This window comes from Streptomyces sp. NPDC093591, assembly GCF_044764885.1.
Taxonomy (GTDB): Bacteria; Actinomycetota; Actinomycetes; order Streptomycetales; family Streptomycetaceae; genus Streptomyces.
Genome location: NZ_JBIWIY010000009.1, coordinates 379,860 through 405,145, shown reverse-complemented (window position 1 = coordinate 405,145; position 25,286 = coordinate 379,860). Strand labels below are relative to the sequence as shown.

Below are 25,286 nucleotides of genomic sequence, written 5' to 3'. Positions count from 1 at the left end.
TCGTGCCGCTGGGGCGGCACGGGTGGGCGCAGCGGCACCCCGTAGCGCCGGGCCGCGCGACCCAACCCCGACCAGCGGCAGTGCCGGGCAGCTGCGGCGCCTGTGACCCGGCCCGCCGACGGAGTCACATGCGGGAGACGTTGCGTTCGTACACCAGGCGTAGGCCGATCAGGGTCAGCCACGGCTCGTGTTCGTCGATGACCGAGGACTCGCCCAGGACCATCGGCGCCAGGCCGCCCGTCGCGATGACCGTGACGTCGTCGGGGTCGTCCGCCAGCTCGCGGGCCATGCGGCTGACCACGCCGTCCACCTGGCCGGCGAAGCCGTAGATGATGCCGGCCTGCATCGCCTCGACGGTGTTCTTGCCGATCACGCTGCGGGGGCGGGCCACCTCGATCTTGCGGAGTTGGGCGCCCTTGACGCCGAGGGCCTCGACCGAGATCTCGATGCCGGGGGCGATGACGCCGCCCACGTACTCGCCCCGTGCGCTCACCGCGTCGAACGTCGTCGCCGTACCGAAGTCGACGACGATCGCTGGGCCGCCGTAGAGCTCGACGGCCGCGACCGCGTTGATGATGCGGTCCGCGCCGACCTCCTTGGGGTTGTCCGTCAGGATCGGTACGCCCGTCTTGACGCCCGGTTCGACCAGGACCGCGGGGACGTCGCCGTAGTAGCGGCGGGTGACTTCGCGTAGTTCGTGGAGGACCGAGGGGACTGTGGCGCAGATGGCGATGCCGTCGATGCCGTCGCCCAGTTCGTCGCCGAGGAGCGGGTGCATGCCCATCAGGCCCTGGAGGAGGACCGCCAGTTCGTCGGCGGTGCGGCGGGCGTCCGTCGAGATGCGCCAGTGTTCGACGATGTCCTCGCCGTCGAAGAGGCCGAGGACGGTGTGGGTGTTGCCTACGTCGATGGTGAGCAGCATGGCCGTTCCTACTCCGCCGCTCGCAGGTCCAGGCCGATGTCCAGGATCGGCGAGGAGTGGGTGAGGGCCCCTACGGCCAGGTAGTCGACGCCCGTGTCCGCGTACGCCTTGGCGTTGGCGAGGGTGAGGCGGCCCGAGGCTTCCAGTGCTGCCCGGCCGTGCACGATCGCCACCGCCTCCTCGCACTCGCCCGGCGTGAAGTTGTCCAGGAGGACCAGGTCCGCGCCCGCGTCCACCACCTCGCGAAGCTGGTGGAGGGTGTCCACCTCGACCTCGATGGGGAGGTCGGGGAAGGCTTCGCGGACCGCCTTGAAGGCCTGCGCCACGCCGCCTGCGGCCACCACGTGGTTGTCCTTCACCAGGGCCGCGTCGGAGAGGGACATGCGGTGGTTGACTCCGCCGCCGCAGCGCACGGCGTACTTTTCCAGCGCGCGCAGGCCCGGCGTCGTCTTGCGGGTGTCGCGGACCCTCGCCTGGGTGCCTTCCAGTACGTCCGCCCACGCGCGCGTGGCCGTCGCGATGCCCGACAGGCGGCAGAGGATGTTCAGTGCGCTGCGTTCGGCCGTCAGGAGGTCGCGGGTGCGGGTGGTGATGGAGAGGAGTTTCTGGCCTGCCTCCACCTTGTCGCCGTCCTCCACATGGCGTTCCACCTCGAACTCGTCCTCGCAGACGAGCGAGACGACCGCTTCGGCGACCCTGAGGCCCGACACGACGCCTGCCTCGCGTGCGACGAAGTCGGCGGTGGCGACCGCCTCTTCGGGGATGGTCGCGACCGTCGTCACGTCCACGCCGTGTGCCAGGTCCTCCTGGATGGCGACGTTGGCGATGTCCTCGACCTCGACCGGGTCGAGGCCTGCGTCGGCCAGCAGCTGCGCGAGCGCGGGGTCGAGGCCGCACTCCATGTACTCCTCGTCGGCACCGCAGGCGCAGTCGTCGCCGCAGCCGCCGTTCGAGGCGAGGGGAAGGTCGGGGGTGGTCACTTCTGTCACTGCTCCTGCTGTGGCTGCCGGGTCGGGGGGAAGTCTGCGGTCTCGGTGGTGTGCACGGCCAGTGTGCGATCCGGGTTCAGGCGTACGACGATGTGGCGGCGCCAGGTCGTGTCGTCGCGGTCCGGCTCGTCCTCACGCCAGTGGCAGCCTCGGGTCTCCTCGCGGAGTTGTGCCGCGGCCACCAGGACGCGGGCCACACAGAGGAGGTTGGTGGCCTCCCAGGTGTCGACTCCGGGCTCGGCTGTCTTGCCGTTCTCGGCCAGGGCGTCCCGGGCGTCGGTGTGCAGCCGCTGGATCTGCTCGGCGGCCTTGCCCAGGGACTCGGCGGAGCGCAGGACGCCGGCGCCGTCCGTCATGATCCGCTGGATCGCGAAGCGGGACTCGGGGGTGAGGAGGGGGTGCTCCGGCGTCTCGGGGTACGGCAGCGGGTGCGGCACGCGCGCGTGGAGGCCGTCGGCTGCCTGAGTGGCCGCGATGTCCGCCGCGATGCGCTCGGCGTACACCAGGCCTTCGAGGAGGGAGTTGGAGGCCAGTCGGTTGGCGCCGTGCACGCCCGTGCAGGCCACCTCGCCGCACGCGTACAGGCCGGGGACGGTCGTACGGCCCCGGGAGTCGGTGCGGACGCCGCCGGAGGCGTAGTGGGCGGCCGGGGCGATGGGGATGGGCGTGGTGACCGGGTCGATGCCGTTGGCGCGGCAGGCGGCGAGGATGGTCGGGAAGCGGTGCTCCCACATGTCGGCGCCGAAGTGGCGGGCGTCGAGGAACATGTGCTCGGCGTCCTGCTCCTGCATGCGCCGCATGATGCCCTTGGCGACGATGTCCCGGGGGGCGAGTTCGGCGAGTTCGTGCTGTCCCAGCATGAAGCGGACGCCGTCGGCGTCGACCAGGTGGGCGCCTTCGCCGCGTACGGCCTCGGAGACCAGGGGCTGCTGGCCCTCCGCGTCCGGGCCGAGGAACAGGACGGTGGGGTGGAACTGGACGAATTCCAGGTCGCTGACCTCGGCGCCCGCGCGCAGGGCGAGGGCCACGCCGTCGCCCGTCGACACCGACGGGTTGGTGGTCGCCGAGAAGACCTGGCCCATGCCGCCGGTCGCCAGGACCACCGCGGGGGCGTGGACCGCGCCCACGCCGTCGTGCTGGCCCTCGCCCATGACGTGCAGGGTGACGCCCGCCGTACGGCCCTCGGCATCCGTCAGGAGGTCCAGGACGAGCGCGTTCTCGATGCTGCGCAGGCCACGCGCTCGTACCGCCTCGACGAGGGCGCGGGAGATCTCCGCGCCGGTCGCGTCGCCGCCGGCGTGGGCGATACGGCGGCGGTGGTGGCCGCCCTCGCGGGTGAGTTCCAGGCCGCCTTCCTCGGACTCGTCGAAGTGGGCGCCGGTCTCGATGAGGCGGCGTACGGCGTCGGGGCCCTCGGTGACCAGGAGACGGACCGCGTCCTCGTCGCACAGGCCGGCGCCCGCGACCAGGGTGTCGTCGAGGTGCTGCTCGGGGGTGTCGCCCTCGCCGAGTGCCGCGGCGATGCCGCCCTGGGCCCAGCGGGTGGAGCCGTCGTCGAGGCGGGCCTTGGTGACGACGACGGTCGTCAGGCCGGCGGCCTCGCAGCGCAGGGCCGCGGTGAGGCCCGCGACTCCGGAGCCGACGACCACGACGTCCGCGGAGATGGACCACCCGGGCGCGGGCGCGTGCAGTCGTATGCCTGTGCTGGTCACGAGGCGGCTCCGAAGGTGAGGGGAATGTTGTCGATCAGCCGGGTCGTCCCGACCCGGGCGGCGACGGCGAGGACTGCCTCGCCGGTGAAGTCGTCCTTGATCTCCGTGAAGTCGGACGGGTCGACGAGCGCGAGGTAGTCCAGTTCGAGCGGCGGGTCGAGGCGGGCGGCCTCGTCGAGGACCAGGCGGGCGGCGGCGCGCACGGCCGCCGCGGCGCCGGGGACGGCCTTGGCGACGGCGTGCGCGTCGGCCGCCGCGCGGGACTCCCCTATGGCGCTGAGCGCTTCCGCACGCGCGTGCGTGGCGGGTACTTCACGCGCACGCGCGCGCAGCGCTTCCTGGGCCGCGTGCCGGTCCCGGCCGGCGAACAGCGCCTGGGACAGCGCGAGTGCCGTGTGCCGTTCCTTGGGCGCGAGGTAGCGGTTGCGGCTGGAGAGCGCGAGGCCGTCCTCCTCGCGCACGGTCGGGACGCCCACGATCTCGACGCCGAAGTTCAGGTCGCGCACCATGCGGCGGATCAGGGCGAGCTGCTGGGCGTCCTTCTGGCCGTACAGGGCGACGTCGGGGCGGGTGAGGTGGAGCAGCTTGGCGACGACGGTGAGCATGCCGTCGAAGTGGCCGGGGCGGGAGGCGCCCTCCAGGCTCTCCCCCATGAGGCCGGCACTGATGCGTACCTGGGGCTCGCCGCCCGGGTAGACCTCGTCGACCGCAGGCGCGAACACGGCGTCCGCGCCCGCCTGTTCGGCGATCTTGAGGTCGGCGTCCAGGGTGCGCGGGTAGCGGTCGAGGTCCTCGCCCTTGCCGAACTGCAAGGGGTTCACGAAGACCGTGACGACGACCTCGCCGTCCGGCCCCGCGATGCCGCGCGCGGTGCGGATCAGGGTGGCGTGGCCCTCGTGCAGGGCGCCCATGGTCATCACGACGGCGCGGCGGCCGCTGCGCACACGCGCGTGCAGTTCGTCGGCGGTGCGCAGCAAGGTGGTGGTCATCGGGTGTCTCCCTCGGCGCCGTTGGTCCCGGTGGCGAGTACCCCAAGGAGGTCCTCGGCGAGCTCCGGCTTGAGCAGTCCGTGGGCGAGCGCCCGGTCGGCGGTCGCGCGCGCCATCGCGAGATAGCCCGCGACGGTCTGCGGGGCGTGCCTGCGCAGTTCCGTGACGTGCGCGGCGACGGTGCCCGCGTCCCCGCGCGCGACGGGGCCGGTCAGGGCCGCGTCGCCGGAGCGCAGCGCGTTGTCCAGGGCGGCGCCGAGCAGGGGGCCGAGCATCCGGTCGGGGGCCGTGACGCCCGCCTCGCGCAGCAGCTCCATGGACTGGGCGACGAGGGTCACCAGGTGGTTGGCGCCCAGCGCGAGCGCCGCGTGGTACAGCGGGCGCATCTCCTCGGCGATCCACTCCGGTTCGCCGCCCATCTCGATGACGAGGGCCTCGGCGGCCAGCCGCAGCTCCTCGGGCGCGGTGACGCCGAAGGAGCAGCCTGCCAGGCGCTGGACGTCCACGGGGGTGCCGGTGAAGGTCATCGCCGGGTGCAGGGCCAGCGGCAGCGCGCCCGCGCGCAGGGCGGGGTCCAGGACCTTCGCGCCGTACCGGCCGGAGGTGTGCACCAGCAGCTGGCCCGGCCGTACGGCTCCCGTCTCGGCGAGGCCCTCGACCAGTCCGGGCAGCGCGTCGTCCGGGACGGTCAGCAGCACCAGCTCGGCACGGGCGAGGACTTCGGCGGGCGGCACGAGCGGCACGTCGGGGAGCAGTTGCGCGGCCCGTCGCCGGGAGGCGTCGGAGACCCCGGAGACGGCCACCGGGCGGTGTCCGGCGAGCTGGAGGGACGCGGCGAGCGCGGGGCCCACGCGTCCGGCGCCGACGACGCCGACGGTGAGCCGCGCGGGGCGGTCCCTGGGATCTGGCTGTTGGCTTGTACTCACGCGACGGAGGCCTTCCCGTTCCAGTCCGCTCTGGGTACCGGACGATTTCTCGTCATGTTAACGCGATCGGTTCCAGGGGCGTCCGGTTGTCCACAGGCTGTGGGTTATCGCACGCCGGGTCCACGGCGGGCGGGCGTCGCGGGCGTACGGAAATGCGGGTGCTCGCGCGCGTGGGCGCACGGCATCATCCGGAGCATGAGTGATACGGCGGAGCAGGGCGAGGAGCTGTCGGCACGGGACCGGTTGCGCAAGCGGCGGTCGGCTGCCTTGCGGGAGGCGCCGCGTGTGCTGTCGCGCGGCGGCTTCAGCGGCACGATCCGACAACGGCTCGCGCTGCTGACGCAAGCGGCTCCCGAGGTGTACGACCTGGACGAACCGGCGGACATGTACGGCAACGGGATCGTGGCGGCACTGGAGGAGCGCGTGGCGGCGCTGCTGGGCACGGAGGCCGCCGCGTTCTTCCCGACCGGCACGATGGCCCAGCAGGTGGCCCTGCGCTGCTGGGCGTCCCGTACCGGGAACGCCACTGTCGCCCTGCACGCGCTGGCCCACCCCGAAGTGTGGGAGCGTGGCGCGTTCAGCCAGGTCAGTGGGTTGCGAACGGTGCGGGTGACCAGTGAGCCGCGGCTGCCCACCGCCGATGAGATACGCGACTTCGACGAGCCCTTCGGGGCGCTGATGCTGGAACTGCCTCTCAGGGACGCCGGTTTCGTGCTGCCCTCCTGGGAGGAGCTCACCGAACTCGTGGAGGCGGCGCGGGAGCGCGACGCGGTGGTGCACTTCGACGGCGCCCGCCTGTGGGAGTCCACCGTCCACTTCGGCCGTCCCCTCGACGAGATCGCGGCCCTGGCCGACAGCGTCTACGTGTCGTTCTACAAGTCCCTCGACGGCTTCGGCGGCGCCGCGCTCGCCGGTCCGAAGACACTCGTGGAAGAGGCGAAGACCTGGCGGCACCGGTACGGCGGCATGGTCTTCCAGCAGTTCCCGACGGCGTTGTCGGCGCTCGTCGGCCTGGAGCGGGAGCTGCCCCGGCTGCCGGAGTACGTCCGCCACGCGCGCGTGGTGGCCGCCGCGCTGCGCGAGGGGCTCGCCGAGGCGGGCGCGGCGTGGGCGCGCGTGCACCCCGAGGAGCCGCACACCCACGAGTTCCAGGTCTGGCTGCCGTACGAGGCCGATCCGTTGATGAACGCGGCGGTGCGGCAGGCGGAGGAGACGGGCACGTACCTGTTCGCCGCGCCCTGGGACCGCGGCGGGCCCGGCCTGTCCTTCACGGAGGTCTCCGTCCGTGCCGACGGCCTGGAGTGGACGGCCGGCGAGGTGAAGACGGCGGTCGCGGAGTTCGTGGCCCGGCTGACCGAGGAGGTCGCCGAGGAGGTCAGCGAGTAGAGCGCGGCCGCGGGCCCAGCCACCGGTGCAGGGCCCGCCGTATTCGCCCCTGGGCCGGACGCTCCGCCAGGACGGCCCGGAACCGCCGGTGATCGCGCCACTCGCGCACGATCTGCCAGTCGTGGGTGCCGGGCGCGGGCGGTGCGGCCTCGCCGTGCTGCCGGGCGCGGTAGGTGTCGAGGAGGTACTGCTGCGTGACGCTCATGGCGGGTCGCCTTCTCGGGACGTAGGAGTCATGGGTTGCTGGTGATCGGGCTCCGCGGCTGCCCCGGTGATCCCAGGTTGCGCCGACCCGGCCGGCACGTCGCGTCGATTGACGGCGACCGTCAATCGACGGGGCGTTGTCAGTGGCGAGGTGCACCATGAGGGCATGAGCGTGAGCATCGACATCGCGGGGCTGCGGCCGGAGAGGGTCGTCGTCGTGCCCTCGCCCCTGGCCGAGCTCGGCATGGCGCTGCACGCGCTGTCGGAGCCGGGGCACCACCCGGGCCTGCAGGGCTGGGTGACGGGCGTGACGGCCCGGCTGGACTCGCATCTGGCCGACCGGATGTGCGAGGCCGACTTCCTGTGGCGGACGACGTTCTCGGACCTCTTCATGCCCTTCGCCGGCATCCCGGGCCGCAGCACCCTCCCGGGCGGCACGCTCGCCGAGGACCTGGACCTGCTGGACAAGCTGACGGACGAACAGTTCGTGGACGCGGCGCTGGAGTTCTCCTGCGCGATGCCCTACGGGGTCGGCGCCGGCCCCCTCGTCGACGCCGGGCTGCGCCGCCGCGCCCTGGAACTGGCCGCCGCGCGGGGACCGCAGCAGGAGCGGTTCAGCGAACTGCTGCTGACCGACCCGCCCAGGATCCGGGCCTGGCTGCGGCAGTTCCTGGAGGACTGCGACGAGGCGTTCTTCGCGGACACCTGGTCGCGGCTGCGCCACCAGCTCACGGCCGACGCCCGCCGCAAGACCGACCTCCTGCGCCGCAAGGGCCTGGCAGAGGCCCTGGCCGCGGTGTCCCCCGCGGTCACGTTCGACGAGGCCGCCGGGGAGATCACGGTCGACAAACTGAGCGTGGCCCGTACGGCCACCGAGGACGGCGGCCTTCTCCTCGTCCCGACCAGCCTCGGCTGGCCCCACCTGTCCGTCCTGTACCGGACCGGCTGGCAGCCGACGGTGCACTACCCGGTCGCCTCCCCGGAGCTCGCGACCTCGTCCACCGTCGAGCAGCTGACCCTGCGGATGACGGCCCTGTCCCACCCCGTTCGCATGCGGCTCTGCCGCTATCTGGCCCGCAGCGCCTACACCACCAGCGAGCTGGCGCAGGCGCACGGCATGACAGCCCCGGAGATATCCCGCCACCTGAGCGTCCTGAAGAAGGCCGGCCTCATCACCACGCGCCGCCGCGGCCGGTACGTCCAGCACCAGCTGGACATAACGATCGTGGCCCGGCTGGGCAGCGACTTCCTGGAGGGGATCCTGCGCTGACCGGTCGGCTCAGTCGAACCGGATGTGCCTGATCCCGACCCCCGCCTGTCGCAGCCGAGTCCGCAGCGCCCCCTCGTTGTTCGGCCGGAGCCTCAGCCCGGCCAGGACGGCGATACGGTCCGCCGTCTTCGGCACGGTCGAGTGGTCCGTCCACAGGTGCTCGGCGAACTCCGGCTCGCGCAGCCGCTCCAGACAGTGGTCGAGCTGCTGGACGGCCCAACTCTCCCGGCGCAGCCCGGCGTTCTTCGCGGCGTTCTTCCCGGCGACGTACTGAAGGAGGTGTCCGAAGCCGCGCTCGCGCAGCCGCTTCAGGACGGTCTCACGCTCGGCGAGCAGCGCGAAGTGCCGCACATCGTGGCCGAGTTCGCGCAGCCGGCCGACCGTCTCGGCGAAGTAGTCGGGGTTCGTGACCGTCATCGGGGCGATCACCACACCGTCGTGCTCGGTGAGGGCGAGGTCGAGGACCTCGACGACACCCTGCCGCCAGGAGGCCAGGTCCTGGAAGTTCCCGCGCAGTTCCGGCGGGAGCATGCGGCGCAGGCCGAACCCGGGGTGCTCGGGGTCGCAGATGACGCTGCCGGGCAGGCGGCGCTGGATTTCGTGTGCGGTCTGTGTCTTGCCGCCCCCGAAGGGGCCGTTGATCCACAGGAGCATGCGCAGACCCTAGTGGGCGCCGGTCACCCGCGGCACGGGCCGGGCCTGCTCAGCCGTGCCCGCCCGCCCGGACCAATCCCGTCTCATAGGCCAGGACCACCACCTGCACGCGGTCGCGCAGCCCCAGCTTGGTCAGGATGCGGCCGACGTGGGTCTTCACCGTCGCCTCGGACAGCACCAGCCGGGCGGCGATCTCGCCGTTGGACAGGCCCTGGGCGACCAGCACCATGACCTCGCGCTCGCGGTCGGTGAGCCGCTCCAGCTCCTTGTGCTGGGGCTCCTTGCCGGTGGAGGGCAGCATGGGCGCGAACCGGTCCAGCAGGCGCCGGGTCGTCGACGGGGCCACCACCGCGTCGCCGCTGTGCACGGAGCGGATGGCGGCGAGGAGTTCGCCGGGCGGCACGTCCTTGAGCATGAAGCCGGAGGCACCCGCCTTCAGCCCGGAGAAGGCGTACTCGTCGAGGTCGAAGGTGGTCAGGATCAGCACCTTGGGCGGGTCGGGCTCCGAGCAGATACGGCGGGTGGTCTCCACGCCGTCCAGCTTCGGCATGCGCACGTCCATCAGCACGACGTCGACCGGGGTCGAGCGCAGCACCTGGAGGGCCTCGACGCCGTCGCCCGCCTCCGCGACGACCTCCATGTCCGGCTGGGCGGCGAGCACCATCCGGAACCCGGTGCGCAGCAGCACCTGGTCGTCGACGAGCATCACGCGGATCGTCATCGGGGTCCTCTTCCGTGTCTTCCGTATCCGTCTACAGGGCGTTCTGGGTCTGCAGGGCGTTCTACAGGGCCGTTACAGGTGTCAACAAAGGGCATGCGCAGGCGTCAGTGCGCTGGTTTGAGCGGCAGCAGCGCACTGATCCGGAATCCTCCGCCCGGGCGTGGCCCCGCGTCCAGGGTGCCGCCGACCATGCCGACCCGTTCGCGCATACCGATCAGGCCGTGCCCCTGGCCGTCGGCGCCGCCCTCCTCGTACAGCTCGTGCGGGGCGCCCTTGCCGTCGTCCTCGACGAGCAGGCCGAGACCGTCGTCGAAGTAGACCAGCCGCACGCTCGCGCCCGCGTTCGGGCCGCCGTGCTTGCGGGTGTTGGTGAGCGCCTCCTGCACGATGCGGTACGCCGTGAGCTCGACGCCGCTGGGCAGCGGGCGTGGGGTGCCTTCGACCTTGAAGTCGACCGGCAGGCCGGAGGTGCGGCACTGCTGGATGAGGTCGTCGATCTGCTCCACGTCGGGCTGCGGGACGTACTCGCCGCCCTCCTGGTGCTCGCCGGTGCGCAGCACGCCGAGCAGGCGGCGCATCTCGGCGAGGGCCTGGCGGCCGGTGGAGGAGATGGTCTCCAGGGCCTTCTTGGCCTGGTCCGGGGCGGCGTCGAGGACGTAGGCGGCGCCGTCGGCCTGCACCACCATCACCGAGACGTTGTGCGCGACGACGTCGTGCAGCTCGCGCGCGATCCGGGCGCGTTCGGCGGCGACCGCGACCTTGGCCTGCGCCTCGCGCTCCTTTTCGAGCCGGGTCGCGCGCTCCTCGAGCTGTTCGTAGTAGGCGCGGCGGGTGCGGATCGAGTCGCCGAGCACCCAGGCGAGCACGAACGGCACCGTCATGAAGACCATCAGCGCCACGGTTCCCAGGACGCTCGAGTCCTTCTCCGGCCAGCGCACCTGTGCGAGGGGCGCCGCGAACAGGGACACACCCAGTGCGAGCCGGGAGGCCCAGCGGGCGCCGGTCGCGGCCACGGTGTAGGTGATCACCAGGAAGGCGAAGTTGGCGGGCGTCGTCGCCACGTCCAGCACCAGCTGCGCCAGCCCCACGCCGATGGCCAGCAGCAGCATCTTCTCCGGCATGCGCCGGCGCAACGCGATCACCAGGCACAGCAGGATGACGACCGGGACGATGACGGCCTCGGATCCGGTGCCCCGACTCTCCTGCCCGTCCACCTGCCCGACGGACACGGTGAGCACAGAGATCCCGAGAAGGAAGACGGCCCAGAAGCCGTCGACCCATGTCGGGTGCCTGCGGAGAAAGTCATAGAGGCGTTGCACGTAACCCAGCGTAGGGAAGCGAGATGCGTGCAGGGGTCAACCGGAGGGCCGATCCGCATCACGCGCGCGTACTCCGCAAGGTGGAGGCTGCGTTCCCCTGTGCGCTTAGCCTGGGCCGGTGACAGCAGAGGCGGCGGACGAGTGGCTCGGGTGGCGCGCGGCAGCGGAAGCCGCCCTCTACGGCCCGGACGGCTTCTATCGCCGCCCCGAGGGCCCGGCGGGCCACTTCCGTACGTCCGTCCACGCCTCGCCGCTCTTCGCCGGTGCCGTGGCCCGGCTGCTGTGCCGGGTCGACGAGGCGCTGGGCCGGCCCGCCTCGCTCGGCTTCGTCGACATGGGCGCGGGGCGGGGCGAGCTGGTCACCCGCGTACTGGCCGCGCTCCCCGCCGAAGTGGCGGCACGCACGCGTGCGTACGCCGTCGAGGTCGCCGACCGCCCGCGAACCCTGGATCACCGGATCGAGTGGCTGCCCGAGCCGCCCCAGCGGATCTCGGGCCTGCTGTTCGCCAACGAGTGGCTGGACAACGTCCCCGTGGAGGTCGCGGAGGTGGACGCCACGGGCGCAGCGCGCCTGGTTCTCGTACGGCGGGACGGGGCCGAGCGCCTCGGGGAGCCGGTCGCCGGGGCGGAGGCGGAGTGGCTGGCGCGGTGGTGGCCGCTGGGGGGCGCGCAGGAGGCGCGGGCCACCGAGGGCGAGCCGGCCGCGGAAGGGCTGCGGGCCGAGATCGGGCTGCCCCGGGACGAGGCCTGGGCCGCCGCCGTCGCGACCCTGGACCGGGGCCTCGCGGTCGCCGTGGACTACGCGCACACGGTGGCCGCCCGGCCGCCCTTCGGAACGCTCACCGGCTTCCGCGAGGGGCGGGAGACGGCGCCCGTGCCGGACGGTTCGTGCGACATCACGGCCCATGTGGCGCTGGACGCGTGCGCGCTGCCCGGCGCACGCCTGCTGTCCCAACGCGAGGCGCTGCGCGCCCTCGGCATCACAGGCGCACGCCCCGCACTCGAACTGGCCTCCACGCACCCGGCCGCATACGTACGCGCCCTCGCGAGCGCCGGCGAAGCCGCCGAACTCACGGCGACGGGCGGGCTCGGGGACTTCGGCTGGCTGGTGCAGCCGGTTGGAATTCCGGACGTACTGGCGGACTGAGCGTCCGAGTCAGTTGGAATTCCGGATGCACTGGCGGACCGAGCGTCCGAGTCAGTTGGAATTCCGAACGAACGCCTACGACGCCCCCGTACGACCACCCCTTACGACGAAGCCCTAAGGCGACCCGCTACTTGTCGATGTCCCCCACCACGAAGAACATCGACCCCAAAATCGCCACCATGTCCGCGACCAGCGTTCCCGGCAACAGCTCGACCAGCACCTGGATGTTGTTGTACGACGCCGAGCGCAGCTTGAGCCGGTACGGCGTCTTCTCGCCCTTGCTGACGAGGTAGTAGCCGTTGATGCCGAGCGGGTTCTCGGTCCACGCGTACGTGTGGCCCTCGGGCGCCTTCAGCACCTTGGGGAGCCGCTGGTTGATCGGCCCGGGCGGCAGCTCGGCGAGCCGGTCGAGGCAGGCGTCGGCGAGGTCGAGGGCGTTGTGGGTCTGCTCCAGCAGGCACTCGAACCGGGCGAGGCAGTCGCCCTCCTCGCGGGTGACGACGTTCAGGACGTCCCCCAGCTCGCCGTAGGCGAGGTACGGCTCGTCGCGGCGCAGGTCGAAGTCGACGCCCGAGGCGCGCGCGATCGGCCCGCTCGCGCCGTACGCGTGCACGGTCTCCGGCGCGAGGACGCCCACGCCCCGCGTGCGCCCGCGGAAGATCTCGTTGCCGAGGACCAGGTCGTCGAACCGGTCCATGCGCGAGCGCACGTCGGCGACGGCGGTACGCGCGCGCGTGGTCCACCCGGCCGGCAGGTCCTCCTTCAGGCCTCCCACCCGGTTGAACATGTAGTGCATGCGGCCGCCGGAGACCTCCTCCATGACGTGCTGGAGTTCCTCCCGCTCGGTGAAGGCGTAGAAGATCGGCGTGATCCCGCCCAGCTCCAGCGGGTACGACCCCAGGAACATCAGGTGGTTGAGCACCCGGTTCAGCTCCGCGAGGAGCGTGCGCGTCCACACCGCCCGCTCGGGCACTTCCATGCCGAGCATGCGCTCCACGGCGAGGACGACGCCCAGCTCGTTGGAGAAGGCCGACAGCCAGTCGTGGCGGTTGGCGAGCATGATGATCTGGCGGTAGTCGCGGGCCTCGAAGAGCTTCTCCGCGCCGCGGTGCATATAGCCGATCACCGGCTCCGCGCGCGTGATGCGCTCGCCGTCCAGGACGAGCTTGAGGCGCAGCACGCCGTGCGTGGACGGGTGCTGGGGGCCGATGTTGAGCACCATGTCGGTGCTCTCCGCGGCGCCGCCGATACCGACCATGGTCTCCGTCGTAGGAGTCATGGACACAGTCTCCCCTACGTACGCTGACCTCATGGAGACGGGGAGCCCGGACAACACGGGGACGGCGGGAGACGAGCGGGTGGGGGACGAACGGGTGGAGGGCGAGCCGGGGTGGACCGGGCTGCCGCCGGGGCTGCTGAAGATGCGGCGGCTGTTGCTGGTGGTGTGGCTGGGACTGCTGACGATCGGCCTGGCGCTGCTGCTCGGGCTGCTCGTCGGGGCCGGCTGGGCCGCCTTCGCGCTGGTGCCGCTGGCCCTGATGGCCTGGGGCTGGGTGATGCTCGGCCGCAACTGGCGTTCGTGGCGATACGCCGAGCGCGCGGACGACCTGCTGATCAGCCGGGGCGTGCTGTGGCGCGAGGAGACGGTCGTGCCCTACGGCCGGATGCAGCTGGTCGAGGTCACCTCCGGCCCCGTGGAGCGGCACTTCGGCCTGGCCAGCGTGCAGCTGCACACGGCCGCCGCGGCCACCGACGCCACCATCCCCGGCCTCGACCCGGCCGAGGCGGAACGGTTGCGCGACCGGCTCACCGAGCTGGGCGAGGCACGATCGGCGGGGCTGTGACGACGCCCGGCGCCGAGGACGCCATACGCGAGAAGCGACCCGTGACCGACCGGCGGCTGCACCCCGTGACGCCGCTCAGGCGCGCGTGGGCGCCGGTCGCCGTGCTCATCGGGTGGGCGGTGCACGATCCCGACCAGGCGCAGCGCCAGCTGACCAGGCTGACGACCACCACGATTCTGCTCGCACTCGCCGTGCTCGTCCCCGCGGCCGCCCTGTACGGCTTCCTCACCTGGTGGTTCACGCACTTCGCGGTGACCGACAGCGAACTGCGCATCCGTACCGGACTGGTGTTCCGGCGCACCGCGCACATCCGGCTGGAACGCATCCAGGCCGTCGACATCACCCAGCCGCTGCTCGCGCGCGTGGCGGGCGTGGCGAAACTCAAGCTCGATGTCATAGGCACGGACAAGAAGGACGAACTCGCCTTCCTGGGCGCGGAGGAGGCGCGTGCGCTGCGCGCGGAACTCCTGGCGCGCGCCGCCGGTTTCGCGCCCGAGACGGCGCACGAGGTCGGCGAGGCGCCGTCTCAAGAGCTGCTGCGCGTGCCACCGGGTGTCCTGGCCGTCTCGCTCGTCCTGACCGGCGCCACCTGGGCGACGCTGGCCGCCGCGGTCGTCGTACCGGCCGTCCTCTGGCTGGCCACGGAGAGCGCCTGGACGGTCCTCGCGACCGCGGTTCCGCTGTTCGGCGCGGCGGGCGCGAGCAGCGTGGGGCGTTTCGTCACCGAGTACGACTGGACCGTGGGCGAGTCGCCAGACGGGCTGCGTCTCGACCACGGCCTGCTCGACCGGGCGCACGAGACGGTGCCGCCCGGCCGTGTGCAGACCGTACGGATCGTCGAACCGCTGCTGTGGCGGCGGCGCGGGTGGGTGCGGGTGGAGCTGGACGTGGCGGGCTCGTCGAACTCGGTCCTGCTGCCGGTCGCGCCGCGCGAGGTCGCCGAATCGGTCGTCGCGCGCGTGCTGCCCGGGGTGACGGTCCCGCCGCGGGCGTCGCTGTCGCGCCCGCCGCGGCGGGCGGGCCGGTGTGTGCCGGTGTGGTGGCGCGGGTACGGCCTGGCCGTCACGGACGCGGTGTTCGCCGCCCGGACCGGCCTGTTCCGGCGGAGCCTGGCGCTCGTGCCGCACGCGAAGGTCCAGAGCGTACGGCTGACTCAGGGCCCGTGGGAGCGGCTGTGGGGCGTGGCCGACGTACGCGTGGACACCGGGGCCAACAAGACAGTCACCGCCCGGCTGCGGGACGCGGGGGAGGCGGCGGAGCTGCTGCGCGGACAGGCTGAGCGGTCGCACACGGGACGGAGGGACGCCCGGCCGGACCGGTGGATGGCCTGAGCGTCCGTTACGGCGTGCGCGACCGGGTGAGCGTCAGGAAACCGCGCTCCGCAGCCCCTGCACATCGATCTGTTCCGTCTCGTCATGAGCCGTCAGGTCGATGACCTGGCCGATGCCCCGGGACTCCTCGTCGGCCGGCTTGAACTCGGCCTCGGACTCGGCCTTGTGGAGGGCGAGGGCCTCCTGGCCGACGACGTCGGCGAGGTCCTCGTTCTGGACGGACTCCAGCGCGGCGGGCGCCGCCCCCTGCTTCGTACCGAAGAAGTCGAAGCCGCCTTCGACCGCCGGGCGCCGTACGGGGGTTGCCGGTACGACGGCCACCGCGGTCGGCGCGATGAAGTGCCCCGCGGGCTGCCGGGCCGCGGGCAGGGCCGGCTGGGCCTCGGCGACCGCGTCTGCCGTGGGGGTGGCGGCCGCGCGCTCGTGCCCGTCGACCGCCTCGGACTTCCCCTGCGCCTCGTCCTCCAGCGCGGGTTCCGTCTCGGACCCGCCAGTGACCGCCGTCTCGACGGCATCCGGGCCGGCTTCGGCCGACTCGTCGTGGGAGGGGCCGTCGCCCTTCGGGGGATCGTTCTTCGGGGGGTCGTTCTTCAGCGGGTCGTTCTTCGAGGAATCGTTCCTCGGCTCGCTCTCGGAGGGCTCGCTGTCCTTCACCGAGCGGTCTCCGCCCTTGCCCGGGCCGTCCCCCTCCGACGCCTCCGGAGCATCCTCCGACGTCTCCGACGTCTCCGCCCCCAGGGCCTCCTCGCCGGTGAACCGCGCCAGCGCGGCGTTGGCCCGCAGGAACAACCGGGACCCCTCCGGCGAGAAGACGGCCGGAGTCTCCGCCGCCTCCTCGACGTCCTCGGTGCCGACGCCCTCGGTGTCCGCGCCCTCCGTCCCGGCAGGGGCAGCCACAGCCCCCTCCGCAGCGGCGGAAGCCGCACTGGCCGAAGCCGCGCCGTCGACCGCCGCCGGCGGCAACGCGCGCGCGGGCGTGGCCGCCTCTATCTCCAGAACCCGGCGTTCCTCCAGGACGCTCGCCCGCTCGGTCTCCGCCGTGGCGTACCGGCGCAGCAGCGCCGCGTGCTCGTTGCGCAGCCCCGCGAGTTCCGTCCGCTTGGCCCGCAGCCGCTGCTCCAGCTTGACGCGCAGCTCGCGCGACTCCTCGAGGTCCGTCTCCAGTTCGGCGACCCGCTCCTCGTACCGCCACTCGTCGCTCGCACGCGCGCGCGTGAGGTCGGCGACCCGCTTGCCCGCCTGCGTGTCCCAGCGGCGCATGACGACCGCGCCCACGACCGCCGTCGCCGCGGCGGCCGCGGCAAGGCCGCGCAGCACCACGGGCTCGGTGAACACCCAGGGGGCGAGGGCCCAGACGAGGGAGACGCCTGCGATCGCCGACGGGGGCAGCAGCCTGTGCAAGGGCGGGGAATGACGGTGACGTCCACGTGGCATGGCCAGAAACTTACCGCGCGTAGGCGAATCTTGTTGCCCCGCCCCGTAAAAACACAGCCATCCCAAGTCGTTCACAGGGCATCAGCAATCAGATCCGCCACCGAATTGACCGACAACCAAGATCACAAAGCTTGGACAGTCAAGTCACCGGCCACTTCACCCGCCGCTTCACCTGTCACGTCACCGGTCGAGTCACCTGCCGCTCAGCCGCCCGCTCATCCACTCCAGCGTCCCCGGAATCTCCCGCCGCCAGGTGTTGAAGTTGTGGCCGCCGCTTTCCAGGATGATCGACGAGATCCGCGTCAGCTTCGTGGCCTTCACGCGCTCAATGAACTTCAACGTGTCCTTGTAGTTGGATTCTCCAACTTTGCTGCTGCTGACGAGCAGTGAAGTGTCCGGCGCGGGCATGTGCTTGAGGTACCACCACAGGTTCGCGCGATTGCGCAGTTCCTCGTCGCCGTGGAAGAGATCACCCGTCGTCGGGTCGATCGGCGCCTTGTAGTACGCGGAAAGCCCTGCCCCGGCGGCGTACACCCGGGGATGGTGCATGGCGAGCTTCAACGCGCAGTAGCCTCCCGTGGAGTCACCGATGATGCCCCAGCTGCCCGGTGTGACACCCACCCTGTAGTGGCCGCTCACGGCCTCGACCAGATCTTTGGCGAAGAACGTCTCGGTCTGCGGGCCGCCCGGGATGTCCACGCATTCCGTGTCCCGCGGCGGCGCCACGGTCGGCCGCATCATCACCAGGATCATCGGCTGCATACGACCGTCCTCGGCGAGCCGCGCGGCCGTACGCGGATAGTCGAGCTTGTCCACCAGCGCCTGGGCCGTTCCCGGATAACCGGTGAGGACGACGGCCGCCGGGAACGTGCGCGTGCGGTACTGCGGCTGAAAATACTCCGGCGGCAGATAGACGTACGCGGGCGTCGCGATGTGCGTCGTACGGCCCACGATGTCGATCTTCTGGATCTGTCCGCCCATGGGCGGCCGGGCACTGGCCGCCCCGGGCACCCGCCGCGTGTCGACGACCTCCAGCGGCCCGCCGGCCGGCGTGTGGTCCACGACGACGCCCTGGTCGGTCTCCTGCCCGAACAGGTCGGCCCAGCCGGCGTAGAACCCGAACGCCTGGTTGGCGACGAGACCGACCGACGCGAAGATCATCACCTGGGTCGAGAGCAGCAGACCGACGCGCCCGCCCACGTTCCGCCAGCCGCGCCGCGCCAGCCGTGGCCACAGCCACACCGTGCCGACGAACAGCCCTGCGGCGGCCGCGACCGCCAGCGCCAGCACCTTGTCGCTCGTGAGACCCATCGATGGTTACCTGCCCGCGCTTTCCGCCCGGTTCGCGCTTCCTCCGCGCTGCCTCCCCCGCTCCTTCGCAAGGGCTTGCCCCGGACTTTCCTTGGCCTTTGAAACGGTTTTGGGGAGCCGAGTGAACCTCTCCCCTCGAGACACCGTCCTAGAGGGCGCAATGTCGCCGGATGCCCGAATCGGCACCGGATCCAAGGTCTCTCGCAGAACTAATGGGATGCGATGTCTGTCAGGACAGATGTGGAAATGTCGGGCGGGGTTCCGCAACGATCGAGCCAGGTACGGCACCTGCCGGGCCGAGTACGGCATCTGCTCCGCGGCCCGCGCCCGGAAGCCGTTCCCGTGCTCGTCGGCAGGGCCTGCGCCCTGGTGGGCCTGCTGGACATCGCCGCGGGCGTCTTCCCGCGCTTCCGGCACAGCCGTATGCACGCCATCGCCGAGGTGCTGCCGGGCGCGATGGGCCCGTTCGCGGCCGCGCTGTCGCTCAGCGCGGGCGTGCTGCTGCTCCTGCTCGCCCACGGCCTCAAGCGCGGCAAGCGGCGGGCCTGGCGCGCCGCGGTCGTCCTGCTGCCGGCCGGCGCGGTCGCGCAGTTCACGTACCGCCACTCCCTCGTGGGCGTGCTCATCTCGCTCGTGCTGCTCTGGGCGCTGCTGCGCCACCGCGACCAGTTCGCGGCGCTGCCCGACCCGCGCAGCAGGTGGCGCGCGCTGGCCAACTTCGTCCTCATGAGCGCCGGTTCCCTCGCCCTCGGGCTGGTCATCGTCAGCGCCCACCCGGAGACCCTGGTCGGCGACCCGAGCCTGGCCGACCGCATCGCGCACGTCATCTACGGCCTGTTCGGCTTCGAGGGCCCGGTCGCCTACGAGGGCAACACCTCCTGGACGGTCGCCTTCTCCCTGGGCGCCCTCGGCTGGATCACGGCGGTCACCACGATCTACCTCGCCTTCCGCCCCGAACACCCCGCCGCCCACCTCACCGAGGACGACGAGGCACGCCTGCGCGCCCTGCTGGCCAAGCACGGCGGCCGCGACTCCCTCGGCCACTTCGCGCTGCGCCGCGACAAGGCCGTCGTCTTCTCCCCCAGCGGCAAAGCGGCGGTGACGTACCGGGTGGTCTCCGGCGTGATGCTCGCCAGCGGCGACCCCATCGGCGACGTCGAGGCCTGGCCCGGCGCCATCGAGCGCTTCATGGACGAGGCCAAGGCCCACTCCTGGACCCCCGCCGTCATGGGCTGCTCCGAGACCGGCGCCGAGGTGTGGACCCGCGAGACCGGGCTCGACGCCCTCGAACTGGGCGACGAGGCGGTGGTGGACGTCCCGGATTTCTCGCTCGCCGGCCGCGCGATGCGCAACGTACGTCAGATGGTCAAACGCATCGAGCGCGCCGGTTACGAAACCCGGGTACGGCGCGTCGGTGACCTCGGCGAGGCCGAGCTGGACCGCATCCGCCGCGCCGCCGAGGACTGGCGCGGCACCGACACCGAGCGCGGCTTCTCCATGGCGCTGGGCCGCGTCGGCGACCCGGCCGACGGCGACTGTCTCATCGCCACCGCCCACAAGGCCGACGAGGAGCCGGGACCGTACGGCGACCTCAAGGCGATCCTCCACTTCGTGCCGTGGGGCACGGACGGGGTGTCCCTCGACCTGATGCGCCGCGACCGCTCGGCCGACCCCGGCATGAACGAACTGCTCATCGTGGCCGCCCTCCAGGCCGCCCCGAAGTTCGGCATCGCGCGCGTGTCCCTCAACTTCGCCATGTTCCGCTCCGCTCTGGCACGCGGCGAGAAGATCGGCGCGGGCCCCGTACTGCGCGCCTGGCGCGGACTGCTGGTGTTCCTGTCCCGCTGGTTCCAGATCGAGTCCCTGTACAAGTTCAACGCCAAGTTCCAGCCCCGCTGGGAGCCCCGCTTCGTCGTCTACCGGGCCTCCGGCGACCTGCCCCGCCTCGGCTTCGCCGCCATGCAGGCGGAGGGCTTCGTGAACCTGGCCCTGCCGCTGCCGCGCTTCCTGCGCCGTCGTACGACCGCCCCGCGCCCGTGCCCCCACTCGGTGGCGGAACGGGACGTCCGCGCGGCATGACGCGGCCGTCCCGGGGCGGCTTGACCCGGCCCGCCATGACCGGCCCGAGCGGCAGCCCGCCCCCGCCCCCGTCCCAGGGCTCCCGCTCGGGCCACCGCACGTCCCGGACCTCCCATGGGCCTACGCTGAACATATGAGCAAGCAGAGCGGACGCGGGCGCGTCACGGGCCTTCCGCAGTGGGACCGGTGCGCGGTCATGGGAGTCGTCAACGTGACCCCCGACTCCTTCTCCGACGGCGGCCGCTGGTTCGACACCACGTCCGCCGTCAAGCACGGCCTCGCCCTGGTCGAGGAGGGCGCCGACCTGGTCGATGTCGGCGGCGAGTCCACCCGCCCCGGCGCCACCCGCGTCGACGAGGCCGAGGAACTGCGCCGCGTCGTCCCCGTGGTCCGCGACCTCGCCTCCGAGGGCGTCACGATCTCCGTCGACACCATGCGCGCCTCGGTCGCCGAACAGGCCCTCGCCGCGGGCGCCGCCCTCGTCAACGACGTCAGCGGCGGCCTCGCCGACCCCGCGATGATCCCGGTCGTGGCGGACGCGGGCGCCCCCTTCGTCGTCATGCACTGGCGCGGCTTCCTGCAGGGCGGGAACGTCAAGGGCGTGTACGGCGACGTCGTCGCCGAGGTCGTCGAGGAGCTCCACGCGCGCGTGGAGGCCGTTCTGGAGGGCGGCATCGCCCCCGACCGCATAGTCGTCGACCCCGGCCTCGGCTTCTCCAAGGACGCCGAGCACGACCTCGTCCTCCTCGCCCACCTCGACCGCCTCCTCGCCCTCGGCCACCCCCTCCTCGTCGCCGCCTCCCGCAAGCGCTTCCTCGGCCGCGTCCTGGCCGGACCGCAGGGCGCGCCGCCGCCCGCCCGGGAGCGCGACGCCGCCACGGCCGCCGTATCGGCGCTCGCCGCGCAAGCCGGCGCGTGGGCGGTGCGCGTGCACGAAGTGCGCGCCACGGCGGACGCGGTGCGCGTCGCGCGCGCGATCGAAGAGGCGCGTGACGCCCGGAACGCGCCCGGCGCGAACGCCGAGCACAACGGCACGCACAGCTCTGAAGGAGCCCGGTGAGCGCCCCCCACACCGATGTCGAGCAGGTGGAGGCCACCAACACCGCCTTCTACGAGGCGTTGGAGAGCGGCGACTTCGAAAAGCTGTCCTCGCTCTGGCTCACCCCCTCCGACCTGGGCATCGACGAGACGTACCACGACCCGGCCGACGCCGGCGTGATCTCCTGCGTGCACCCCGGCTGGCCGGTGCTCACCGGACGCGGCGAGGTCCTCAGGTCGTACGCGCTGATCATGGCGAACACCGACTACATCCAGTTCTTCCTCACCGACGTGCACGTCTCCGTCACCGGCGACACCGCCCTGGTGACCTGCACCGAGAACATCCTCAGCGGCGGCCCCGCCCCCGAGGGCGGGGAGGAGCTCGGCCCGCTCGTGGGCCAGCTGGTGGTCGCCACGAACGTGTTCCGCCGCACACCCGACGGCTGGAAGATCTGGTCGCACCACGCGTCGCCCGTTCTGGCCGAAAACGACGAGGAAGACAGCGACGAGACTCCCGCCTGAGTGGGTAGGCGGCCCCTGAGGGCGCCCCCAGCGGCCGCAACCGGCACACCCCAGGCCCGACACTCGCGGAGCCACCCGCAAGGGGACCTGCCTGGCCCGCCGAGACCAAGGAGTGGTTGGAATCACGCCCCTGCGGGTAGGCGCGGCTACCAAGCCATGAGCCGCCGGGTTCCCCAGGGGAAACACTCGATGAATCCTCCTGGCCCCGGACCGGGCCCACGCCCCCGCGGCCCGGCCCTGTCAGTGCCCGCAGGTAGATTCGTTCGAGGCCGGTGTGGAGCCCGCACGCGACACCGACCGGCCGTCACCGACGATTGCAGGAGTGATTCGCGTGGATCGTGTCGCGCTGCGCGGCCTCAAGGCCCGCGGGTACCACGGTGTGTTCCCCGAGGAGCGCAGGGAGGGCCAGACCTTCGTCGTGGACCTCGTCCTGGGCCTGGACACCCGGCCGGCCGCCGCCGACGACGACCTGGCGAAGACCGTGCACTACGGCATCGTGGCGGAGGAGGTCGTGGCCGTCGTCGAGGGCGAGCCGGTCAACCTCATCGAGACGCTGGCCGCACGCATCGCCCAGGCCTGCCTGAAGCACGAAGGGGTCCAAGAGGTCGAGGTCACCGTCCACAAACCGGACGCGCCGATCACGGTCCCCTTCGACGACGTGACCGTCACCATCACCCGGAGCCGAGTATGACCGCGTTCTTCACCGAGGGTCACAGCGACCCGACCGTACAGCCGGTACCCGCCTCCGTCGTCGAGAAGGTCGACGCCGCCGACACCACCCTCCACAACCCGAAACGGGCCGTGATCTCCCTCGGCTCCAACCTCGGCAACCGCCTGGAGACCCTCCAGGGCGCCATCGACGCGCTGGAGGACACCCCCGGCGTCCGCATCAAGGCGGTCTCCCCGGTGTACGAGACGGAGCCGTGGGGCGTGGAGCCGGGAAGCCAGCCGTCCTACTTCAACGCGGTCGTCGTCCTGAAGACCACGCTCCCCCCGTCCTCCCTCCTGGAGCGCGCGCAAGCGGTCGAGGAGGCCTTCCACCGGGTACGGGACGAACGCTGGGGCGCACGCACCCTCGACGTCGACATCGTCGCGTACGCCGACGTCATCTCCGACGACCCGGCCCTCACCCTCCCCCACCCGCGCGCCCACGAACGCGCCTTCGTCCTCGCCCCCTGGCACGACGTCGAGCCGCAGGCACAGCTGCCGGGCCGCGGTCCGGTGGCCGATCTGCTGGCCGGTGTCACCCGCCACGGTGTCGAACCGCGCGCGGACTTGGAACTCCGGCTGCCCGAGTAGTCGTTAAGGTCAAGACGACCACAGTCCGTGGGGACCCGGGGGAGCTGAAGGGACACCGTGAGAGAGCTGCGCATCAGGATGCTGGCCGGCATCTTCCTCGTCGCCGGAGTCCTGTCCTGGGCGGGCGCCCGCCTCTGGAACTCGATCGGGACCCTGCCGAGTGTCCCCCTGGCCGCCCCCATCGTCCTCGCCGTGATCGCCGTGGTCCTGCTCGCCACGGCGCTCTCGATCCGCGCCCGCCTGAAGGCCCAGCGCGAACGCGACCCCGAGGCCAAGGGCGTCGACCCCCTGATGGCCGCCCGCGCGGTCGTCTTCGGCCAGGCCAGCGCCCTGGTGGCCGCCCTCGTCGCCGGCATGTACGGCGGCACCGGCGCCTTCCTCCTGGAACTCCTCGACATCCCCGCCCGCCGCGACCAGGCCATCTACGCCGGCTTCTCGGTGGTGGCGGGCATCGGCGTGATAGCGGCGGCCATCTTCCTGGAACGCGTGTGCAAGCTGCCGGAGGACGACGAGCACAACGGGGCGGGGGCGGCGCCGACGGTGTGACCCCCGCCGGGGTTCACCAGGGCTCGCGGGCGAGGTGGCCGTTGACCAGGAAACCGAGGTACGGGTCGAGGCGGTAGCTGTAGAGGTTGAGCAGCTTGTTCGTGGAAGTCCGCCGCCGCACCTCGTGGACCTGCACCCAGCCGTACTCTCGGAGTTGCAGTGGGTGCTGCTCCGGCTTGAAGGTTCCTCGTGAGGACCAACTGTCAGCTACGACAAGGTGTGATGCCAGCCCCTTGACTCGGGGAGTGAATCTCGCGCCCACGACCTGCGCCAGTTCCGAAAGAAACGGCGTGTTGCCACTGACGAGCAAACGCCCCGACCACGCCTTGGAACGGAATCCATCGCCGTCCGTGTATCCCTGCAGAAAGCCTTCGAAGGTCTCCCCGTCCCGGAGAACAACTCGAGGAAACCGCTGCCGCATATGGTGCGCGTCCCCGCCCACGTACTGCCTCATCAAGTCGGCCAGGTACGACGAGACCACACGCACTCGGAAGCCGGGCGCGTCCCGCTGAAGGTAACCGGAGGGTCGTGTCACCGCTTCCAGGCGGGCAGGCAACCCGGTTGCCGCTGTGAGGCATGCGGCATACCGGGCGGCGAATGCCTCGTCGTGGAACTTGATGATCAACCGCTTGCGGCACAACTTCCGCGCATGCGTCCAGGCGACCACGGTCCCGGCTGCATCTCTCGCATGAACCCACCCATCGGGCGTGCCCAGCATCTGATCCGGTGCCACGGTGAATGTCACATGATCGGTCACGACGTCCACGACCTCGCGGACCTGGACGGTCTCGACCGACCGAACTGTGGTCTGGACCGTACGCTCCCCGACAAGCGTCCAAAGACGGCAGCCCACACGCACATTCCGCGCTTGCAGGCGCCCGTCGACAGCGTTCACCGTCTGCTTGCTCGGCAGCCCATACGCCACCGCGCCCCCTTGATCAGCGATCAACTCATCGATCAAAGACGGTATCGGGCACCACTGACAATCAGGTCAGCGCGCCAGTATCAGGCTCATTGCCTCGGCACGGGTCGTAGCATCCCGAAGCTGTCCACGCACCGCCGACGTCGTGGTCTTGGCACCGGGCTTACGGATCCCTCGCACCGACATACACATGTGCTCGGCCTCGATGACGACGATCACGCCCCGGGCCTCAAGGATCTTCATGAGGGAGTCGGCGACCTGAGTGGTGAGTCGTTCCTGCACCTGTAGGCGACGAGCAAACACCTCAACCAGCCGCGCGAGCTTGGACAGGCCGGTGATCTTGCCACTTTCCGCCGGAATGTACCCAATGTGAGCTACGCCATGGAATGGCAACATATGATGTTCACATAGGGAAACGATTTCTATGTCCTTGACCAGGACCATCTCGTCGTGCCCGATATCGAACGTAGTCGTCAGCACATCCTCGGGCTCCTGCGTATGCCCCGCCAGAAGCTCCCGATAAGCCCGCGCCACCCGCGCCGGCGTCTCCTTCAGCCCCTCACGGTCCGGATCCTCCCCGACCGCGATCAGCAGTTCGCGTACGGCGTTCTCGGCGCGCTTCTCGTCGAACTCGCCGATGAAGCCCTCGCCATCCAGCGTCACGGGGTCGGTCATGTGGTGCCTCGTTCCTCTGCGGGTCGCGCGCGTGTGGGCCACGTGC

Annotated in this window: 25 protein-coding genes; 11 read left to right on the top strand and 14 right to left on the bottom strand. The window is 71.7% G+C overall.

Features of this window, described 5'->3' with window-relative positions; all coding sequences use genetic code 11:
- Nucleotides 1-124: 124 nt before the first annotated feature.
- The 5 genes from ACIREI_RS21720 to ACIREI_RS21700 are packed head-to-tail and all read right to left on the bottom strand — an operon-like array spanning nucleotide 125 to nucleotide 5,538.
- On the bottom strand, nucleotides 125-922 hold the full coding sequence (locus ACIREI_RS21720; RefSeq protein WP_302003627.1) for a type III pantothenate kinase: 798 nt from the start codon (nucleotides 920-922) through the stop codon (nucleotides 125-127).
- A gap of 8 nt (nucleotides 923-930) precedes the next feature.
- Nucleotides 931-1,902: a carboxylating nicotinate-nucleotide diphosphorylase gene (gene nadC / locus ACIREI_RS21715; RefSeq protein WP_403335078.1), complete on the bottom strand. Its 972-nt coding sequence runs from the start codon at nucleotides 1,900-1,902 to the stop codon at nucleotides 931-933.
- A 5-nt stretch (nucleotides 1,903-1,907) separates the two neighbouring features.
- On the bottom strand, nucleotides 1,908-3,623 hold the full coding sequence (locus tag ACIREI_RS21710; RefSeq protein WP_403335076.1) for an L-aspartate oxidase: 1,716 nt from the start codon (nucleotides 3,621-3,623) through the stop codon (nucleotides 1,908-1,910).
- Nucleotides 3,620-4,612: a pantoate--beta-alanine ligase gene (panC, locus tag ACIREI_RS21705; protein WP_403335073.1), complete on the bottom strand. Its 993-nt coding sequence runs from the start codon at nucleotides 4,610-4,612 to the stop codon at nucleotides 3,620-3,622. Before panC ends, ACIREI_RS21710 begins: the two co-directional genes overlap by 4 nt.
- Entirely contained in the window at nucleotides 4,609-5,538 is a 930-nt protein-coding gene (locus tag ACIREI_RS21700) for a Rossmann-like and DUF2520 domain-containing protein (RefSeq protein ID WP_403335070.1), read from the bottom strand. The genes panC and ACIREI_RS21700 overlap by 4 nt, the downstream gene beginning before the upstream one ends.
- A 195-nt stretch (nucleotides 5,539-5,733) precedes the next feature.
- On the opposite strand from ACIREI_RS21700, the gene ACIREI_RS21695 reads away from it, so the two are divergent.
- Nucleotides 5,734-6,924 carry a threonine aldolase family protein gene (locus ACIREI_RS21695; RefSeq protein WP_403335068.1) on the top strand — a complete coding sequence of 397 codons (1,191 nt, stop codon included), beginning with the start codon at nucleotides 5,734-5,736 and terminating at the stop codon, nucleotides 6,922-6,924.
- Here ACIREI_RS21695 and ACIREI_RS21690 read toward each other — a convergent pair.
- Nucleotides 6,914-7,129, bottom strand: a complete 216-nt coding sequence (locus ACIREI_RS21690; protein WP_403335065.1) for a hypothetical protein — start codon at nucleotides 7,127-7,129, stop codon at nucleotides 6,914-6,916. The genes ACIREI_RS21695 and ACIREI_RS21690 overlap by 11 nt on opposite strands.
- 165 nt (nucleotides 7,130-7,294) lie before the next feature.
- Between ACIREI_RS21690 and ACIREI_RS21685 the strand changes: the two genes are divergently transcribed.
- Nucleotides 7,295-8,398, top strand: coding sequence for a DUF5937 family protein (locus ACIREI_RS21685; protein WP_403335062.1), 1,104 nt, complete (start codon nucleotides 7,295-7,297; stop codon nucleotides 8,396-8,398).
- 9 nt (nucleotides 8,399-8,407) lie between these two features.
- Here the strand turns inward: ACIREI_RS21685 and ACIREI_RS21680 are convergent, their stop codons facing one another.
- The 3 genes from ACIREI_RS21680 to ACIREI_RS21670 all read right to left on the bottom strand — a co-directional run bounded on the left by ACIREI_RS21680 (nucleotide 8,408) and on the right by ACIREI_RS21670 (nucleotide 11,092).
- Nucleotides 8,408-9,052, bottom strand: a complete 645-nt coding sequence (locus tag ACIREI_RS21680) for an AAA family ATPase (RefSeq protein ID WP_403335059.1) — start codon at nucleotides 9,050-9,052, stop codon at nucleotides 8,408-8,410.
- Nucleotides 9,053-9,101: 49 nt separating this feature from the next.
- Nucleotides 9,102-9,773 (bottom strand): response regulator, encoded by a 672-nt coding sequence (locus ACIREI_RS21675; protein ID WP_403335056.1) that lies wholly within the window; start codon nucleotides 9,771-9,773, stop codon nucleotides 9,102-9,104.
- 104 nt (nucleotides 9,774-9,877) lie between these two features.
- Complete coding sequence (locus ACIREI_RS21670) at nucleotides 9,878-11,092, bottom strand: sensor histidine kinase (protein WP_403335053.1); 1,215 nt, start codon at nucleotides 11,090-11,092, stop codon at nucleotides 9,878-9,880.
- A 118-nt stretch (nucleotides 11,093-11,210) separates the two neighbouring features.
- On the opposite strand from ACIREI_RS21670, the gene ACIREI_RS21665 reads away from it, so the two are divergent.
- Entirely contained in the window at nucleotides 11,211-12,239 is a 1,029-nt protein-coding gene (locus tag ACIREI_RS21665) for an SAM-dependent methyltransferase (RefSeq protein ID WP_403335050.1), read from the top strand.
- A gap of 127 nt (nucleotides 12,240-12,366) precedes the next feature.
- On the opposite strand, the gene ACIREI_RS21660 is transcribed toward ACIREI_RS21665, so the two are convergent.
- Nucleotides 12,367-13,518: an NADH-quinone oxidoreductase subunit D gene (locus ACIREI_RS21660; protein WP_403335048.1), complete on the bottom strand. Its 1,152-nt coding sequence runs from the start codon at nucleotides 13,516-13,518 to the stop codon at nucleotides 12,367-12,369.
- 31 nt (nucleotides 13,519-13,549) lie between these two features.
- Here ACIREI_RS21660 and ACIREI_RS21655 point away from each other — a divergent pair, with 31 nt between their 5' ends.
- Both ACIREI_RS21655 and ACIREI_RS21650 read left to right on the top strand, forming a co-directional pair.
- Complete coding sequence (locus ACIREI_RS21655) at nucleotides 13,550-14,083, top strand: PH domain-containing protein (RefSeq protein ID WP_403335045.1); 534 nt, start codon at nucleotides 13,550-13,552, stop codon at nucleotides 14,081-14,083.
- Complete coding sequence (locus tag ACIREI_RS21650; RefSeq protein ID WP_403335042.1) at nucleotides 14,080-15,414, top strand: PH domain-containing protein; 1,335 nt, start codon at nucleotides 14,080-14,082, stop codon at nucleotides 15,412-15,414. Before ACIREI_RS21655 ends, ACIREI_RS21650 begins: the two co-directional genes overlap by 4 nt.
- 33 nt (nucleotides 15,415-15,447) lie before the next feature.
- On the opposite strand, the gene ACIREI_RS21645 is transcribed toward ACIREI_RS21650, so the two are convergent.
- A complete protein-coding gene (locus ACIREI_RS21645; RefSeq protein WP_403335040.1) occupies nucleotides 15,448-16,848 on the bottom strand; it encodes a hypothetical protein in 1,401 nt (466 codons plus the stop codon).
- 192 nt (nucleotides 16,849-17,040) lie between these two features.
- Nucleotides 17,041-18,159: an alpha/beta hydrolase gene (locus ACIREI_RS21640; RefSeq protein WP_403335038.1), complete on the bottom strand. Its 1,119-nt coding sequence runs from the start codon at nucleotides 18,157-18,159 to the stop codon at nucleotides 17,041-17,043.
- A 246-nt stretch (nucleotides 18,160-18,405) separates the two neighbouring features.
- On the opposite strand from ACIREI_RS21640, the gene ACIREI_RS21635 reads away from it, so the two are divergent.
- From ACIREI_RS21635 to ACIREI_RS21610, 6 genes are all read left to right on the top strand, one after another.
- Entirely contained in the window at nucleotides 18,406-20,238 is a 1,833-nt protein-coding gene (locus ACIREI_RS21635; RefSeq protein ID WP_403335126.1) for a phosphatidylglycerol lysyltransferase domain-containing protein, read from the top strand.
- 133 nt (nucleotides 20,239-20,371) lie between these two features.
- Nucleotides 20,372-21,298 carry a dihydropteroate synthase gene (gene folP / locus ACIREI_RS21630; RefSeq protein WP_403335035.1) on the top strand — a complete coding sequence of 309 codons (927 nt, stop codon included), beginning with the start codon at nucleotides 20,372-20,374 and terminating at the stop codon, nucleotides 21,296-21,298.
- Nucleotides 21,295-21,798, top strand: a complete 504-nt coding sequence (locus ACIREI_RS21625) for a nuclear transport factor 2 family protein (RefSeq protein ID WP_403335033.1) — start codon at nucleotides 21,295-21,297, stop codon at nucleotides 21,796-21,798. Before folP ends, ACIREI_RS21625 begins: the two co-directional genes overlap by 4 nt.
- A gap of 331 nt (nucleotides 21,799-22,129) precedes the next feature.
- Nucleotides 22,130-22,489, top strand: coding sequence for a dihydroneopterin aldolase (folB, locus tag ACIREI_RS21620; protein WP_274241749.1), 360 nt, complete (start codon nucleotides 22,130-22,132; stop codon nucleotides 22,487-22,489).
- Nucleotides 22,486-23,097, top strand: a complete 612-nt coding sequence (folK, locus tag ACIREI_RS21615) for a 2-amino-4-hydroxy-6-hydroxymethyldihydropteridine diphosphokinase (RefSeq protein ID WP_403335030.1) — start codon at nucleotides 22,486-22,488, stop codon at nucleotides 23,095-23,097. Before folB ends, folK begins: the two co-directional genes overlap by 4 nt.
- Before the next feature lie 57 nt (nucleotides 23,098-23,154).
- Complete coding sequence (locus tag ACIREI_RS21610; protein WP_403335027.1) at nucleotides 23,155-23,643, top strand: DUF3180 domain-containing protein; 489 nt, start codon at nucleotides 23,155-23,157, stop codon at nucleotides 23,641-23,643.
- 13 nt (nucleotides 23,644-23,656) lie between these two features.
- On the opposite strand, the gene ACIREI_RS21605 is transcribed toward ACIREI_RS21610, so the two are convergent.
- The gene (locus ACIREI_RS21605) at nucleotides 23,657-24,604 is read right to left on the bottom strand and encodes a hypothetical protein (protein ID WP_403335024.1); all 948 of its coding nucleotides are present in this window, start codon (nucleotides 24,602-24,604) and stop codon (nucleotides 23,657-23,659) included.
- 30 nt (nucleotides 24,605-24,634) lie between these two features.
- Nucleotides 24,635-25,240, bottom strand: a complete 606-nt coding sequence (folE, locus tag ACIREI_RS21600) for a GTP cyclohydrolase I FolE (protein ID WP_403335021.1) — start codon at nucleotides 25,238-25,240, stop codon at nucleotides 24,635-24,637.
- Nucleotides 25,241-25,286 lie beyond the last annotated feature (46 nt).